This is a genomic window from Nocardia transvalensis, from assembly GCF_015477765.1.
In the GTDB taxonomy this organism is placed as follows: Bacteria; Actinomycetota; Actinomycetes; order Mycobacteriales; family Mycobacteriaceae; genus Nocardia; species Nocardia transvalensis_A.
Genome location: NZ_JADLQQ010000004.1, coordinates 1 through 15,173, shown reverse-complemented (window position 1 = coordinate 15,173; position 15,173 = coordinate 1). Strand labels below are relative to the sequence as shown.

Here is a 15,173-nt window from a genome sequence, read left to right as displayed (position 1 = left end):
CCTACACCAACGGGAGATCCACGCTGCCGTCAGTCCAGCGCCGAGGGGCCGCCCTCCAAGAGCTTGCGGAAGCCCTCCTCGTCCAGGATCGGCACGCCGAGTTCCTCCGCCTTGGCGGCCTTGGAGCCGGGCGAGTCGCCGATCACGACGTAGGCCGTCTTCTTCGACACCGAACCGGCCGCCTTGCCGCCGCGGACCAGGATCGCCTCCTTGGCCTCGTCGCGGGAGAAGCCCTGCAGCGAGCCGGTGACCACGATCGACAACCCTTCGAGAGTGCGCTCGATGGATTCGTCGCGCTCGTCTTCCATCCGCACCCCGGCCGCGCGCCACTTGTCGACGATGTCGCGATGCCAGTCGACGGTGAACCATTCCTTCACCGCGGCGGCGATGGTCGGCCCGACACCGTCGACGGCGGCCAATTCCTCCCCCGAGGCGTTCTCGATGCGTTCCATGCTGCCGAATTCCGCCGCCAGCGCGCGGGCGGCGGTGGGCCCGACGTGGCGAATCGACAGCGCCACCAGCACCCGCCACAGCGGCCGGTCCTTGGCCGACTCCAGATTCTGCAGCAGGCGACGCCCGTTGGCCGACAGACTGCCGTTCTTGTTCGCGAACAGCGTTGTGGTGAGCAGCTTTTCCTCGCTGAGGTCGAACAGGTCGCCCTCGTCGTGGATCGCGCCCGACTTCAGCAGATCGATGGCGGCCTCGTACCCGAGCGCCTCGATATCGAAGGCACCGCGCCCGGCCATGTGGAATACCCGCTCCCGCAGCTGCGCCGGACAGTTTCGCTGATTCGGGCAGCGGATATCGGCGTCGCCCTCCTTCTCCGGCGCGAGTTCGGTGCCGCATTCCGGACAGTGCGTGGGCATGACGAATTCGCGCTCACTGCCGTCGCGCACATCCACCACCGGCCCGAGCACCTCGGGAATGACGTCGCCGGCCTTGCGGATGGTCACGGTATCGCCGATCAGCACGCCCTTGCGCTCCACCTCGGCGGCATTGTGCAGGGTGGCCATGGCGACCGTGGACCCGGCGACGGTGACCGGCTCCATCACCGCGAAAGGGGTGACCCGCCCGGTGCGCCCGACATTGACCTGGATGTCGAGCAGTTTGGTGGTGGCCTCCTCCGGCGGGTACTTGTAGGCGATCGCCCAGCGCGGCGCGCGCGAGGTGGCGCCGAGGCGGCGCTGCAGCACCATCTCGTCGACCTTGATCACCTGCCCGTCGATCTCGTGCTCGATATCGTGGCGATGCTCGCCCCAGTACCGGATCCGCTCGAGGACCGCGTCGACGCCCTGCACCCGCACGGTGTGCTCGGATACCGGCAGGCCCCATGCAGCCAGCGCCCGGTACGCCTCGTACTGGGATTGCGGGGTGAACCCCTCCATGCGGCCGAAGCCGTGGCAGATCATGCGCAGCCGCCGCCGCGCGGTGACCGACGGGTCCTTCTGCCGCAGCGAGCCGGCGGCGGTGTTGCGCGGATTCGCATACGGCGCCTTGCCCTCGGCGACGATGGCGGCATTGAGGTTCTCGAAGTCCTCGAGCCGGAAGTACACCTCGCCGCGGACCTCGAGCAGTTTCGGTATCGGGAACTCGTCGTTCCCATTCAACTGTCCGGGGATGTCATCGATGGTGCGGGCGTTGAGGGTGACGTCCTCACCGGTGCGCCCGTCGCCGCGGGTGGCCGCGCGTACCAGCCGACCCTCCTCGTAGACGAGGTTGAGCGCGACCCCGTCGATCTTCACCTCGCACACGTAGTGCAGGCCCGGCCCGGTCTCGGCCTCGACGCGACTCACCCAGGCGCGCATGTCGTCCTCGTCGAACACGTTGTCCAGCGACAGCATGCGTTCGAGGTGGTCGACCGGCGCGAATTCGGTCGCGAATCCGCCGCCGACCTGTTGGGTCGGCGAGTCGGGGGTGCGCAGGTCCGGGTGCGCCTCCTCCAGCGCCAGCAGCCGCTGGAACAGCTTGTCGAACTCGCCGTCGGAGATGATCGGCGCGTCGCGCACGTAGTAGCGGAACTGGTGCTCACGCACCTCCTCCGCCAGACGCTGCCATTCCGTCCGCTCGTCCGCCGTCGCCGGGGTGATCTCGATACCGGATTCGCTCACGATGCCACCTCGCTGACGCTCGGCGGCATCGTGCGCGAGGCGCACTGTGTCCATGGTTCGCTCGCAAGCTCGCTCACGTCACGCAGATTAGCCGAGGCCACCGACAGTCCCGAGACCCAATTGCGCACGTCGTCGCGATCGGCGCGGCGAGGGAACAGGAGGCCGGGGCGACGGGGTTGAATCCGGCATGGACCTCGATACCGCTCTCGACTTCGCCCGCGCCCACACCGGGTCGGTCCTGACCACGATCCGCAAGAACGGCCGACCGCAGCTGTCGAATGTGACGCACTGGGTCGGCGACGACGGTGTGATCCGCATGTCGATCACAGCCGGCAGCGCCAAGTACTTCAACATGCGCCGAGAGCCGTGGGCGGCCCTGCACGTCACCAGCGCCGACTTCTGGGCCTACGCGGTGCTCGAGGGCGAGGCCGAACTCTCGCCGGTCGCCACCGGGCGCGACGACGCCACGGTCGAGGAGTTGATCGCCTACTACCGCGCGTTGAGCGGTGAACACCCCGACTGGGACGACTACCGCCGCGCCATGGTCGGCGAGCACCGCGTGGTCGCCCGCATCCGCCCCGATCACGCCTACGGCATGCTGAATTAGACGCTGTCGCTTGCCTTTTCCACGGCGGCCCGGCAGAGTTCGCGGACCCTGCCGACCGCAGCGCGCAATGCGGCGGGCTCGCGGGTCATCCCTTCGACGATCGTATCGACCGCGGTCAGACCGGCCTTGGCGAGCAGGGTCTTCTCATTGGTCACCCATTCACCGCGCGCGGCGAGCACCGCATGGGCGTAACACGAGGCGGCCACCGCCAGCTGACCGGCGCACTGGGCGAGCCGACCGTAGGGTGCGTGATTGTGCTCGGCATAGGTCAGCGTCAGCTCGGCATGCTCGCTCCACACTCCGGGGGCCTTGCGGCGCAAGGCATCCGGGTAGCCGGGCCGCGGCAGCGAGCCCCGCAGCACGCGGTTGAATGCCAGTTCGGCGACGAGCAGATAGCTCGGAATGCCCGCGAGATGGAAGGCCAGCGGTTCGATATGGAAACGCCCGTTCTCCGCGGCCCGCAGCTGCTCGTCCACGACGTCGAGATCGCGGTAGTGCACGTCGACATTGCGCCCGTCGATGGTCAGCCAGGCACCACCGTTGAAGACACCACCGCCCCAGGCGCCCAGCTCCGACACCTGCCCCTCCCAGCCCACGGCCGCCAGATCGGCGGGGTGGAAGTCGCCGCGGTAGTAGATCGCCAGATCCCAATCGCTGTCGGCGCGGTGTGTGCCCTGTGCGCGCGATCCGCCGAGGGTCACCGCCGTCACCGTCGGCAGTGCCGCCAGCGTATCGGCGGTCGTTTCGAGAAACGTCGCGTCGTCCACGCACTCTCCTCTCGGGGGCGGTCGGTGCCGAATCTAGATCATCTCGCTCGGGTGCGACAACGTCTTTCCGTTCACACGGCCAGCGGCGGCGAGGCGGGTGCGGGCCGGGCGGGCGGCTCGTAGGCCCGCCAGGCCTCGGCCAACCGCCGGGCCGCCTCACGCAAATCGTCCTGGGAGGCAACGAAACTGATGCGGACACGGTCGACGCTGCCGCCCGCGGCATCCAGTCCGGTACCCGGCAGGATTGCCACCCCGTGGCGCAGGGCCCGCTGCGCGAAGGAGGTGCCGTCGCCGTGCGGCAGCCGAATCCACAGGGTCTGCCCGCCCGGCACTCGCGGCACCTCCCACTCCGGTAGCCGCTCGGCCAGCTCCCCCGCCAAGAGGTCATGAAATTGCTTGCGCTGCCGGGCAATTCGTCCACGCAGTGAATCCAGTTCGGGAAGCAGCAGAGCCGCGGCCCATTGGGCCGGGATATTCCCACCGAGATCGTGCACGGCACGCAGGCGAGCCAGCCGCGCGATCACGGCGGTCGGTGCCCTCACCCAGCCGATACGCATTCCGCCCCAGAGAATCTTGCTCAGCGAGCCGATCGAGATCACCGTGTCGCCGAGGGCCGCCAGCGGCGGGGGCGGCGGATCGGCGTCGGGAAACCCCAGATCGGCAAGCACCTCGTCGTCGATCAGCGGCACCTGCGCCCGAGCGGCCGACTCGACCAGCGCCCGCCGAGCGAGCGCGGAAAGTACCGCGCCCGTGGGGTTCTGATAGGTCGCCACGACGTAGGCCAACGAAACCGGCGGCACCGTGCCGAGACCGATCGGCGCGGCCTGCGGCACCGCGGCGGCATCCCGGAACGCCTCCAGCGCACCGGGATACGTCGGCGCCTCGACCAGCACCCGATCACCCGGCCGCAGCAGTGCGCGGGCAATGAGCGACAACGCCTGCTGCGCGCCCCCGGTGACCAGGATCTGCTCCGGATCGGTGGGCACCCCGCGCATCCGGTACCGCTCGGCAATCGCGGTGCGCAACAACGGAAGTCCGGTCGGGCGATAACCGATATCGCCGTCGACCGCCGCGAGCCCGGGCAGGACGCGGCGATAGGCGTCGACCACCTCCGGCGGCGGGGTCTGCGGGGCGGCACAGGCGAGCGCGATCACATCGGCGTCCGGTTCCAGCAGCTGCAGGAATGCCGGGGAGTGCGTGGTGTCGCGCAGCGCCGACGCCGCGGCCCCGGCGACCCGGGTGCCGCTGCCCTGGCGCCGCACCACCCGGCCCTCCACACTGAGCAGGTCGTAGGCGGCCACCACCGTGCTGCGACCCACCGCCAAGGCCTTCGCCAAGGCCCGGTCGGGTGGCAACACGGTTCCGGGCGCCAGCTCACCGTCCTCGATCAGCGTGCGCAAGCGCCCGGCCAGCAGCAGATACAGCGGTCCCCGCCCGGCCGACCAGCGGCCGAGCCGGTCGGCAAGTTCGATTGGCTTCATTTGCAAACCAATTGTGCCGGATTGGCCCTGTGCACGCACGTCACCCGGCTCGAGGATGGAGTCATGAGCAAGATCTCCATCACCGATGTCGTCGCCGAACTGACCGGGCCGTGGCAGCCGCGCGAGCTGGCCGTGGCCAACGACTCCGTGGTGCGCCTGGCCCGCTTCGAGGGCGCATTCCCCTGGCACCATCACGACGAGGACGAACTGTTCCTGTGCTGGGACGGCACCTTTCGCCTCGAACTGCAGGGCCGTGCCCCGGTGACCCTGCACCCGGGCGAGATATTCGTGGTGCCCAAGGGCGTCGAGCACCGCCCGGTCGCCGAGCAGCCCGCCCATGCCCTGATGATCGAGCGACCCGAAACCAAGCAGTACGGCAACTGATCTCGGTGCCGACCCGCGCGGCGGGACAACACGAAGGATGGCAGGCGCACGACTAGGGGTTCGATACGCCCGGAGCCTTGCCATTGTGGCGGCCTCCGGAATGATCTAGATTCAGCGTGGTTTCACTATCATATTTTGCGAGATCTGTTTGTTTTGACTATCTTTCGCGGCAGCAGCAGTGTCCTACCTTATACGCCAAGCTATTCGATCATGATGACGACGCAATGAGTGCCGTTTTGAATCATTGATTCAAATGGGGGCACCGATACCGTTCGCGCAGAGCAGGGCTGGAGAATACATACCGAACTCCCGGTGTCGCGCAATCGTTTTCACACCGCGTTCGCCCGTCTGCATGCTTCCATCTAAAAGTATGAAAGCCAGCCATAGACGGACGGCACGCTTCTCCGTCCTAACGCTAATGACCCTATCCGCAACGATTTTCGCGTCCACCACCGGGGCCTACGGCGATCCTTCGACGACACCGTCCACTCCGCCATCGAGCAGTAGCCCGGCGCCCACCTCGCCGACGACACCGACGAGCCCGACGCACTCCTCGAGCCCGTCGTCGCCGAATACACCGTCGCCCACTACACCGCCGCCGTCGACACCGACACCGCCGCCGTCGACACCGGACGCTCCCGCACCGGCTGGATCGGATCTGTCCACCGTCCCCAAGGATGTGCTGACCGATTCCGAGGGCGCTGTCGTGCAGGTCGTGCCCAAGAATCCGGTCCCGGTTCCGGAGGGGACACCCGCCGAGGCTCCGGCCGCCGCGCAGGCGCACGCCGACGGCGTCGAGAAGGTCTTCACCGGCGATCATGTCGGCGACCTCGTCGTGGACTCGACCTTCGAGGTCGGTGAGGGGTCCACGGTTCGGTTGCGGCAGGAGATCGACTCGGTTCCGGTGTTCGGCGCCTCGGCGGCCCAGACGCTGGCGGCCGACGGCTCACTGCTGTCGGTGACCGGCGCATTGTCGCAGAAGTCGCAGGGCAAATACCAGACGACGACCCCGCCCGCGGAGGTGGCGACCAACGCCGTCAAGGCAATCGCCGAGCAGACGCAGACGCCGGTCGAGAAGCTGGCCGTCGGCGAGGCGAGGGCCTACTGGTACGACCCGAAGCTGGCGGCCAAACAGGACGCGCAGAGCGTCGCGATCCCCGCGTTCCAGGTCGTGGTGCTGGGCGACGGCGCCAAGGGCGAGGGTGACGAATCGGCCAAGCCCGGCGAGTGGGTGGTGTTCATCGACGCCGCCGATATCGGCAAGGTGCTCGACAGCTGGGATGAGTCCAAACATCTCAACCGCGTCGTCTGCGACGCCGAGAGGCGGCAGGTGGACCTCAACAATCCCAGTTCGGTGTCCTGCGGCGGCCCAGGTGGCTTCCGCGCGACCAGGAAAGAGGGCCAGGGTCCGGTGAACCAGTCCGACGTGGACAACGTCTACACCTACTTCGGCAACACCGAGGGCTTCTACGCCAAATACACTCAGCTGCCGAATCTCACCAACCTCATCGGCTCCGACACCGGCGACGGCAACGGGAAGGCGCTGCGCGGCACCGTCCGCATCTGCTCCGCCACCGAGTGCCCATATGCGAATGCCTTCTGGTACAACGGCCAGATGGCCTACGGGGAGGGCGTCACCACCGAGGACATCACCGGGCACGAGCTCACCCACGGCGTGACCGAGCACACCAGCGGCCTGGTCTATCGCAACGAGCCCGGCGCGATCAACGAGTCCATGTCGGATATCTTCGGCGAGTTGGTCTTCCTCACCGACACCGCCAACCCGTGCAACACTCCGCAGAACCGGTGGAAGCTGGGCGCCTGCAGCTCCCTGGGCGTGATCCGCGACATGCAGAATCCGAACGCCCACCGGCAACCCGATACATACCAGGGCCAATATTGGTACACGGGTTCCGGTGACAACGGCGGGGTCCACACCAACAGCGGTGTGGGCAACAAGGCCGCGCAGCTGATGGTCGACGGCGGCAGCCACAACGGCGTGAACGTCACGGCAATCGGTCTCGAGAAGACCGCGGCGCTGTACTGGACCACGCAGACGATCCTGAGCTCCAATTCCAACTATCAAGCGTTGGGGAGCGCACTGTCCACGGCCTGTAACACCAACGTGCGCAACAACGTTGCGGGCACCACGCCGCAGGACTGCGCCCAGGTCGTCAATGCCACCAAGGCGGTCGAGATGCCGACCCTGCAAGCGGCTGCCTGATAGTCCTTCTCGACCGAGGACCGGCCGGCTCGTGGGCCTGGGCGAGGCGGCCGGTCTTCGTTTGCCCGGGCTCGCCGACCCGGTGTCGCACATCCCGGCGCCGGACGGCAGGATGGCACGGGTGTTGCGCAGTTTTCAGGTGACCAATCACAGATCGCTGGCCGAACCGCAGGAACTCCGCCTGGTCGGGAGCCGGCCCGGGTCGCTGCCGGCGCCCGTGACCGCGGTGCACGGGGCCGCCGCCACCGGGAAGTCCAGCCTGATCGACGCGCTGGGACATGTGCGCGACGCGGTGCTGAATTCGGTGACGGGCTGGGATCCGTATGCCGGTCCGGTACGGGCGCCGCACCTCGGATTCGCCGAGCGCCCTTCGGAATTCGTCGCCACCTTCGTGGCCGAGGGGGTGCCCTACACCTACGGCTTCCGGCTCGACAACGCCGATGTGACCGCCGAATGGCTGCACAGCCATCCGCACAACCGCAAGCGGATCGTGTTCGAGCGCGAGGGCGATCAGGTGCGGATCGGGCCCATGTTCGAGCCGGTCCGCTACGGCATCGGGGCGCTGGTGCCGCTGGTGCGCCCGAATGCGTTGCTGCTCAGCCTGACCGGGCAGATGTCGGCCGAGGCGCTGGTGCCCGCCTATCGCTGGTTCTCGGCACAGCTGGAAGTGCTGCACGGAGACGAACAGCCGCAGGCGATCGCGCATCGGCTCGGCAGCCACATCTCGCGCTCGGCCGACAACGCCGCGCGGTTGCTGCTGTTGCTGCGGTCGGCCGAATTGGGGATCGAGGATGTGCTCATCGCCGAGAACGATCCGATGTACGCCGACTACCTGCGCGAGCTGGACGGCGAAATCGCCGCCATGGCAACCGAACTCGACGCCGCCATCGCCTCACCGGCGCATGCCGAGCAGCTAGAGCGCACGCACGGCCTGACCCCGATCGCCCTCGAACGCGAGCTGAGCAACGTGCGCGCCGCCCGCGATACCCTCTACACCCGCATGGTGGCCCGCCGGGGTACGGGCCTGGGCCTGGTCCACGAGGGTATCGACGCCACCTTCGACATCACCGACGAATCCACCGCCACCCTGGCCCTGCTGCGCCTGCTTCCCGCCGTCCTCGACGCCCTGGACACCGGCGGGGTCCTGGCCGTCGACGATATCGACGCCCACCTCACCGGCGACACCGCCGACCGTCTCATCCAGCTGTTCCAGAACCCCGAAACCAATTCCCGTGGCGCCCAACTGATCTTCACGACCCGCACCCGCACCCTGGTCGACCGCGGCAACGGCCGCTCCCAATCCCGCCGGACCACCGTGTGGCAGCTGCGGCGGACCAACCGGGGAACCAGCGAGCTGACCGCGCACTGAGGGGAGCAGCGGTCGCCACCGCATAGCATGGTGGGATGTTGGAGTTCGCATTCATCGTGATGGTGGTCGGGGCGCTGGTCGCGTTGTTCGCGATGTACCGACGCGGCCGGGGCGGATTCAGCCCGGCGCAGCAGCCCGAAACCGGCACCCTGCACGTCACCGGCGTCAGCCCGCGCCCCGCGGCCCAGGGTGAGCAGTACGTCACCATCACGGGCACGATCTCCGGCCCCACCGTTCCCGGCGAAACCGTCTACGGGCGTTTTGCCTGGGACGTCAACCAGTGGCCCTCCCCCGGCGACGACATCCCCGTCGTCTACCCCATGGGCAAACCCCAGAACTGGCAGCTCGGCCACCCCGGCGCCCGCCCCTTCTTCGGCTCCTGACGCCCAAGCCGAGGTCCCCTCACCATCCCGGCACGCCCCGACTTCGCATCCAGCATGCCCCGACTTCGCATCCCGACATGCTCTTCGCCGGGATTACTCGAAGGTCAGCGTCTCCGGTTCCTCGGTGAAGGCGCGGGCGGTGTCGGTGGCGAGCGCCAGGGCGCGCCGAGCCCACGCGAGGGGCGCGGAGGCCAGGCCGCAGGCGGGGGTGACGAGGACGTGGTCGGCGAGGGTGCGGCGGGGGAAACCGAGGCGGTCGACGAGGCGGACGGCGGATTCGGCCACCTCGCGCCAGGTGGTCGGATTCGGCGCAGGGGTGGTGGGAATCAGGCCCAGCGCCAGCAGCTTTCCCGCGTCCAGTAGTTCACCGACCGCGTCCAGATCCGCCGTGCCGATCGTGGTGATGTCGAAACCGACCGCCGCGGCGGCGCTTGCGCGCAGGAAGCCGAGGGCGGGCGATTCGGCGCAGCTGTGCACGAGGACGGGGACCGGCTGCGCGGCAACGACGGTGTCGAGGATGTGCAGCGCCTCGGGCTCGGGGAGCGCGGGCACGGTGTCGAGCACGCTGGTGCCCGGCAGCGAACCGTTCAGCACCGCGGTCAGCGACGGCTCGTCCAGTTGCACAACGACATTCGCACCCAAACGCTTACCTACCTGGGCGGCGTGCTGGGCCAACCCCTCGGCCAGCGACTCCGAGAGGTCGCGCACCGCACCGGAATCGGTGAGGGTGCGATGCCCAACGGCCAGTTCGACCTGCGCAGCCAAGGTCAGCGGACCGGCCGCCTGCACTTTCACCGTACGACCCGAACCGGCGAGACCCGCTGTCTCCCAAGCCTCTTCGAGTGCGTCCAGGTCGGTGCGCAGCAGATCGTGCGCACGCCGGGACACCGAGCCCGGCCGCGCGGCCAGGCGGTAGCCGCGCACGGTGGTGTCGAACTGCAGATCCACCAGCAGGGCGGAGGTGCGCCCGATCATGTCCGAGCCCGTTCCCCGCCCGGGCAATTCGACCAGATGCGGCAGCGCGGCCAGCTCACCCACGATGGTCGCGGACGCTTCCCGGGGATCGGTGCCCGGCCACGATCCGACACCGGTGGCGACACCACCGCGAAGACCCGCACCGTCGTCAGCCGGCTGGGGGGTTACGGCGGTTCCCTGCGGTACCTCGACGGCACCGCGGTTGTGATCGCCCGTCACCGCGCGCTGTCCGGGACCAACTCGCCGGCGGTGAGATCGGCACCCTCGCGCCCCGTTCCGCTGATGGTGCCGCTGCCGATCACCTCGTCCCCCAACGGATCCGGGCGGTACAGCACCACGGCCTGGCCGCGCGCCACACCCGTGAGGGGCTCGCGCAGGCGCACGATGAGCCCGCCGTCCACCGCCTCCGCGACGGCGGGTGCGGTGCCGCCGTGCGCACGCACCTGCGCGATGCAGTCGATCGGCCCGGACGGGGTGGCACCGGAGGTCCAGATCGCCCGATCCGCGTGCACGGTCCACACATTCAGATCCTCGACCGGACCCACGTGCACCGTGCCGGAATCCGGATCAATCCCTGTGACATACCGGGGACGGCCGTCCGGCGCGGGGCCGGGCAGGCCCAATCCCTTGCGCTGGCCGATCGTGAACCCGTGCACGCCTTCGTGATCGGCGAGCTTGTACCCGTCGGAGTCGACGATCGCGCCCGGGCGGATGCCGATCTTGGCACCGAGGAAGGCGCGGGTGTCGCCGGAGGGGATGAAGCAGATGTCGTGGGAGTCCGGCTTGTTCGCCACCGCCAGCCCCCGCTCGGCGGCCTCGGCACGAATCTGCGGCTTCGGGGTGTCGCCGACCGGGAACATGGCCCGGGTGAGTTGTTCGGCGGTCAGCACGGCCAGCACATAGGACTGATCCTTGTCCGCGTCGACGGCCCGGCGCAGCACACCGTTCTCCAGCCGCGCGTAGTGGCCGGTGACCACGGCGTCGAATCCGAGCGCCACCGCCCGATCGGCCAGCGCGGAGAACTTGATCTTCTCGTTGCAGCGCAGGCACGGGTTCGGTGTCTCACCGGCGGCGTAGGCGGCCACGAAGTCGTCGATGACGTCTTCTTTGAATCGGTCGGCGAAATCCCAGACGTAGAAGGGGATGCCGAGCACATCGGCGGCGCGGCGGGCATCGCCCGCGTCCTCCTTGGAGCAGCAGCCCCGCGACCCGGTCCGCAGCGTCCCGGGTGTCTCCGACAGTGCCAGATGCACGCCGACCACCTCGTGGCCGGCGTCGACCGCGCGTGCGGCCGCCACGGCGGAATCGACTCCGCCGCTCATCGCGGCGAGCACTCTCATCGCGTACCTCCCTTCGCACCGGCCAGCCCGGCGGCCTTGGCCCGTTCGACCACCGGCGGCAGTGCCTGCAACAAAGTCTCGATTTCGGCCCGGGTCGAGGTATGTCCCAGCGAGAAGCGCAGCGATCCGCGCGCCTGTCGGACATCCATGCCCATGGCCAGCAGCACATGGCTGGGGGCGGCCACACCGGCATTACAGGCCGACCCCGTGGAACATTCGATGCCGGCGGCATCGAGCAGCATCAGCAGCGAGTCACCCTCGCATCCGGGGAAGGCGAAGTGCACGTTCCCCGGCAGGCGGCCCGCACCGGCCGGACCGTTGAGCACCGCATCGGGCACCGCTGCCCGCACCCCGGCGATCAGGTCGTCCCGCAAGCGGATCAATTCGGACGAGCGCGTGGGCAGGTCCTCGACGGTCCGGCGGAATGCGGCGGCCAGCCCGACCGCCGCGGGCACGTCCGAGGTGCCCGACCGCAGGTCGCGCTCGTGCCCGCCGCCGTGCAGCAGCGGCACACACGGCACCTGACGCCCCAGCAGCAGCACACCCACCCCGTGCGGCCCGCCGACCTTGTGTCCGGTGAAGCTGGCCGCGGCCAGACCGCTGGCGGCGAAGTCGATCGGCAGCTGCGCACCCGCCTGCACCGCATCGCTGTGCATCGGCACGTCGAATTCCTGTGCGACGGAAGCCAATTCGCCGATCGGCTCGATGGTGCCGACCTCGTTGTTGGCCCACATGACGCTGACCAGTGCGGTTTCGTCGGCGTGCTCGGCCAGCGCCGCCCGCAGCGTGCGGGGCGACACCACCCCGTCCCCGTCGACCTCGAGCAGCGTCACCCGGGCGCCCTCGTGCTGTTCGAGCCATTCGACGGCGTCGAGCACCGCATGGTGTTCGATGGCACTGACCAGGATGCGGGTCCGCGCCGGATCGGCATCCCGGCGCGCCCGATAGATCCCCTTGACGGCGAGGTTGTCGCTCTCGGTACCACCGGAGGTGAAGATGACCTCCGAGGGCCGGGCCCCCAGATCGGCCGCAATGGACTCGCGGGCCTCCTCCAGCAGCCGCCGCGCCGCCCGCCCCGACCCGTGCAGCGACGACGCATTGCCGACCACCCCCAGGACAGCCGTCATCGCCTCGACGGCGGCCGGGAACATGGGGGTCGTGGCCGCGTGATCGAGGTAGACCGTCTGGGGCACCGCACCGACCGGACCCGCAAAAGCCGACTTCATGACCAACAAAGCCTATCCGATCGTTGACCTGCGCATCTTTGGGGTATCCCCCGGGGGTTCTCCGATTTTTCTAGGATTTACCCAGGAGTCGTAACCCGCCGACCGCCACCGGGTATTCCCGAAGAGCACGTCGCAGCGCCTCTCCGAGGGTGAGCGTTCCGGCCCCACTGGGCATTCACGGTTGAGTCGGATGTCCAGGGTGACGTCACTCGTCTTGTACCGGCCCCGGTCCTGCGTCCTGTGGTGTCGACTCTGGGCTGGGGTGGGACAGCCGCATCGTCAACGCCTACATCGACCCCAACGGCTAACCGCCCCGCAGCCATCCGGTGGTCCAGCACTGCGCAAGTGGCCGACGTCCGGGAATGGCTGCGCCGCAACGGAAAGCTCGGCAGCGACCATGACATCGCCCTGCGCCGGCGCGCCGTCCGCGCCACGGTCCGGCTATCCGGATGGTCCGCGGTGGCTCTGTCCGTTGAGGGGCTCCGATCGCGCTCCGCGAGCCAGCAATCGCCTACACACCCATTCGAACTGCGGAAACCGAGCCACCAGCCATTCGGCAATGTAACAGCAATCACAATCTGACGATGCTATAGGCGACGCACATCATCGCAGGTGAGCGTCGAGAGAAAGAGAACGTACCGTGACAACCCCACCCAAGGTCATCGGGACCGCGACCGGCAACGCCGAGACGTGGCTCAGCCACCCTCTCGAGGCCAACCCCGGTGGCTCACCCGAGCAGACCACCTTCTACTTCATCGGCCACGCGATCGGTTGTGCCCCACCCGACAACCCCAATATCGGCATGGCCCGTACCGACGGCCACAGCGGACAGATCCGCTGGTTCACCTTCACCGGCACCGGCATCACCACCGGCTGCGGCCCGGACTTCACCTTCTCCGAAGGAACCGGGGTCGCCTCCTTCAACGTGGGCATCAACGGCACGGTGGCCAATCCCGCAGGCTCCTTCACCGCCACCCAGCACGGCAATTTCCAACTCGGCCGCAGCTCATCGGGCCAGATCCAGTTCGCCGTCCAGTTCACCGGCTCAGGCCCGCTCCAAGGCGTCGGCCTCATCGCCGAACCCCCGCCCCGGCTGCGCGGGGACTGCGTCGTCGCCGAATCCACCGGCACCATCTTCAACCTCGGAGTGCTCGAGTTCACCAGCCCACCGATCACCCTGCCCCCACCGGTATGACCAACCCAGCATGACCGTGCCGACCCCGGTCGGTACGAGCCCGCGGGGCTGTCACGTATGCGAATCGGCCCGGGCCGGGCGCGCACGTGTCGACCGCCAGCTTCATGGTCGCCGCCGATGCCCGCGGCCGAGGCGTTGGTGCGGCACTGTGTCGGCATGTGCTGGGGTGGGCGGAGGAGCGCGGCTTCGCGGCATGCATTCGAAGACGGTCGATGGCTCTGCAGGGTTTAGCAGCGGTCCCGAAAATCTTCGCGGACAGCGATGAGTCCTCGGAAGTTGCTCCGTCCTATCCGTTGAACGCGCTACCAACCCGGCGCGACCGACCAGAAGGACCGGAAATGACCTCCGCCAACCCCTCCGCCAACTTCTCCAACGACGTCACCGACCGACCCGGCAAGGTCCGCAACCGCGTCCTGTGGACCCTGCAGATCCTGCTCGGCCTGTTCTTCATCATCGCCTCCGGCGGGCCGAAGCTCGTTATGCCGAACGCCCTGATGGACAACGCCCCCGAGAATCTGACCATCCCCCTCGGGCTGCTCATCTTCATCGGAGTTGTGGAGGTCGCGGGCGGTATCGGCCTGATGGTGCCACGGCTCAGTGCCCTGGCTGCCGCGGGCCTGTCCGTTCTCACCGTGCTCGCCGCCGGGACGCAGGCTTTCATCGCCGACAAGCCCTTGATGGGGATCTTCCCGCTGGTGCTCGCCGCGATCTTCGCCTGGATCGCCTACGAGCGCCGCGCCACCATCGCCGATCTGCGCTACTCGCTCTCGCGATGACAAATCCGTAAGTACGACCGGCGATCGGTGGCCCACCCACCGATCGCCGGTCGTGCGTTCTGGGATCGATCGCCGTCGGGTTGGCGCGATCGATCCAGCGGCCATCTGATCCGCGGCGCCCGGATCGTCTCCCCGAACATCCTGTATGCCGCGACCCGCGCGTTCGATCAGGCACAAACGGTGGCCCGCAGTTGATCTCGCGAACGCGCGCACATGGCTCCCCTTTAGGTCAAGACCTTGTTGGGGTTAGCCTGTGTGGTGGGTCCGGGTTGTGGTTTGTCCGAAGGATCGGTGTGCGGGTTGGAGCCGGTCACGCTGGAGTCAAGAGTCGTTCCCGA

14 protein-coding genes and 1 pseudogene are annotated in these 15,173 nt (G+C 68.4%); 8 read left to right on the top strand and 7 right to left on the bottom strand.

What is annotated here, in order from left to right; all coding sequences use genetic code 11:
• Nucleotides 1-29 precede the first annotated feature (29 nt).
• Nucleotides 30-2,108: an NAD-dependent DNA ligase LigA gene (gene ligA, locus IU452_RS11735; RefSeq protein WP_416382319.1), complete on the bottom strand. Its 2,079-nt coding sequence runs from the start codon at nucleotides 2,106-2,108 to the stop codon at nucleotides 30-32.
• Nucleotides 2,109-2,295: 187 nt separating this feature from the next.
• Between ligA and IU452_RS11730 the strand changes: the two genes are divergently transcribed.
• Complete coding sequence (locus IU452_RS11730; RefSeq protein WP_195109049.1) at nucleotides 2,296-2,715, top strand: PPOX class F420-dependent oxidoreductase; 420 nt, start codon at nucleotides 2,296-2,298, stop codon at nucleotides 2,713-2,715.
• Here the strand turns inward: IU452_RS11730 and IU452_RS11725 are convergent.
• Nucleotides 2,712-3,482, bottom strand: coding sequence for a nucleotidyltransferase domain-containing protein (locus IU452_RS11725; RefSeq protein WP_195109048.1), 771 nt, complete (start codon nucleotides 3,480-3,482; stop codon nucleotides 2,712-2,714). The two genes, IU452_RS11730 and IU452_RS11725, sit on opposite strands and share 4 nt — an antisense overlap.
• A gap of 71 nt (nucleotides 3,483-3,553) precedes the next feature.
• A complete protein-coding gene (locus IU452_RS11720) occupies nucleotides 3,554-4,963 on the bottom strand; it encodes a PLP-dependent aminotransferase family protein (RefSeq protein WP_195109047.1) in 1,410 nt (469 codons plus the stop codon).
• A 63-nt stretch (nucleotides 4,964-5,026) separates the two neighbouring features.
• On the opposite strand from IU452_RS11720, the gene IU452_RS11715 reads away from it, so the two are divergent.
• On the top strand, nucleotides 5,027-5,347 hold the full coding sequence (locus IU452_RS11715) for a cupin domain-containing protein (RefSeq protein ID WP_195109046.1): 321 nt from the start codon (nucleotides 5,027-5,029) through the stop codon (nucleotides 5,345-5,347).
• Between the two features lie 459 nt (nucleotides 5,348-5,806).
• Here IU452_RS11715 and IU452_RS11710 read toward each other — a convergent pair whose 3' ends face one another.
• Entirely contained in the window at nucleotides 5,807-6,013 is a 207-nt protein-coding gene (locus tag IU452_RS11710) for a hypothetical protein (RefSeq protein ID WP_195109045.1), read from the bottom strand.
• Between the two features lie 13 nt (nucleotides 6,014-6,026).
• Between IU452_RS11710 and IU452_RS11705 the strand changes: the two genes are divergently transcribed.
• From IU452_RS11705 to IU452_RS11695, 3 genes are read left to right on the top strand one after another with little or no spacing between them, the layout of a single operon-like run.
• On the top strand, nucleotides 6,027-7,571 hold the full coding sequence (locus IU452_RS11705; protein ID WP_195109044.1) for a M4 family metallopeptidase: 1,545 nt from the start codon (nucleotides 6,027-6,029) through the stop codon (nucleotides 7,569-7,571).
• 31 nt (nucleotides 7,572-7,602) lie between these two features.
• Nucleotides 7,603-8,940, top strand: coding sequence for an AAA family ATPase (locus IU452_RS11700; RefSeq protein ID WP_324192558.1), 1,338 nt, complete (start codon nucleotides 7,603-7,605; stop codon nucleotides 8,938-8,940).
• Between the two features lie 35 nt (nucleotides 8,941-8,975).
• Nucleotides 8,976-9,323, top strand: coding sequence for a hypothetical protein (locus tag IU452_RS11695; RefSeq protein WP_195109043.1), 348 nt, complete (start codon nucleotides 8,976-8,978; stop codon nucleotides 9,321-9,323).
• A 93-nt stretch (nucleotides 9,324-9,416) separates the two neighbouring features.
• Here IU452_RS11695 and IU452_RS11690 read toward each other — a convergent pair whose 3' ends face one another.
• The 3 genes from IU452_RS11690 to IU452_RS11680 are packed head-to-tail and all read right to left on the bottom strand — an operon-like array spanning nucleotide 9,417 to nucleotide 12,864.
• Nucleotides 9,417-10,517: a methionine synthase gene (locus tag IU452_RS11690; RefSeq protein ID WP_195109042.1), complete on the bottom strand. Its 1,101-nt coding sequence runs from the start codon at nucleotides 10,515-10,517 to the stop codon at nucleotides 9,417-9,419.
• Nucleotides 10,514-11,638 carry a tRNA 2-thiouridine(34) synthase MnmA gene (mnmA, locus tag IU452_RS11685; RefSeq protein WP_195109041.1) on the bottom strand — a complete coding sequence of 375 codons (1,125 nt, stop codon included), beginning with the start codon at nucleotides 11,636-11,638 and terminating at the stop codon, nucleotides 10,514-10,516. Before mnmA ends, IU452_RS11690 begins: the two co-directional genes overlap by 4 nt.
• On the bottom strand, nucleotides 11,635-12,864 hold the full coding sequence (locus IU452_RS11680) for a cysteine desulfurase family protein (protein WP_195109040.1): 1,230 nt from the start codon (nucleotides 12,862-12,864) through the stop codon (nucleotides 11,635-11,637). The genes mnmA and IU452_RS11680 overlap by 4 nt, the downstream gene beginning before the upstream one ends.
• A gap of 640 nt (nucleotides 12,865-13,504) precedes the next feature.
• Between IU452_RS11680 and IU452_RS11675 the strand changes: the two genes are divergently transcribed.
• From IU452_RS11675 to IU452_RS11665, 3 genes and pseudogenes are all read left to right on the top strand, one after another.
• Nucleotides 13,505-14,059: a hypothetical protein gene (locus tag IU452_RS11675; protein ID WP_195109039.1), complete on the top strand. Its 555-nt coding sequence runs from the start codon at nucleotides 13,505-13,507 to the stop codon at nucleotides 14,057-14,059.
• A gap of 56 nt (nucleotides 14,060-14,115) precedes the next feature.
• A pseudogene (locus IU452_RS39170) lies at nucleotides 14,116-14,235 on the top strand (GNAT family N-acetyltransferase); the annotation flags it as partial.
• 162 nt (nucleotides 14,236-14,397) lie between these two features.
• Complete coding sequence (locus IU452_RS11665) at nucleotides 14,398-14,835, top strand: DoxX family protein (RefSeq protein ID WP_195109038.1); 438 nt, start codon at nucleotides 14,398-14,400, stop codon at nucleotides 14,833-14,835.
• Nucleotides 14,836-15,173: the final 338 nt, after the last annotated feature.

Excerpts from the sequence above, each read along its gene's own strand:
- IU452_RS11730 (WP_195109049.1), top strand. The coding sequence starts at position 2,296 with ATGGACCTCGATACCGCTCTCGACTTCGCCCGCGCCCACACCGGGTCG.
- IU452_RS11720 (WP_195109047.1), bottom strand. The coding sequence starts at position 4,963 with ATGAAGCCAATCGAACTTGCCGACCGGCTCGGCCGCTGGTCGGCCGGG.
- IU452_RS11715 (WP_195109046.1), top strand. The coding sequence starts at position 5,027 with ATGAGCAAGATCTCCATCACCGATGTCGTCGCCGAACTGACCGGGCCG.
- IU452_RS11695 (WP_195109043.1), top strand. The coding sequence starts at position 8,976 with ATGTTGGAGTTCGCATTCATCGTGATGGTGGTCGGGGCGCTGGTCGCG.
- mnmA (WP_195109041.1), bottom strand. The coding sequence starts at position 11,638 with ATGAGAGTGCTCGCCGCGATGAGCGGCGGAGTCGATTCCGCCGTGGCG.
- IU452_RS11680 (WP_195109040.1), bottom strand. The coding sequence starts at position 12,864 with ATGAAGTCGGCTTTTGCGGGTCCGGTCGGTGCGGTGCCCCAGACGGTC.
- IU452_RS11665 (WP_195109038.1), top strand. The coding sequence starts at position 14,398 with ATGACCTCCGCCAACCCCTCCGCCAACTTCTCCAACGACGTCACCGAC.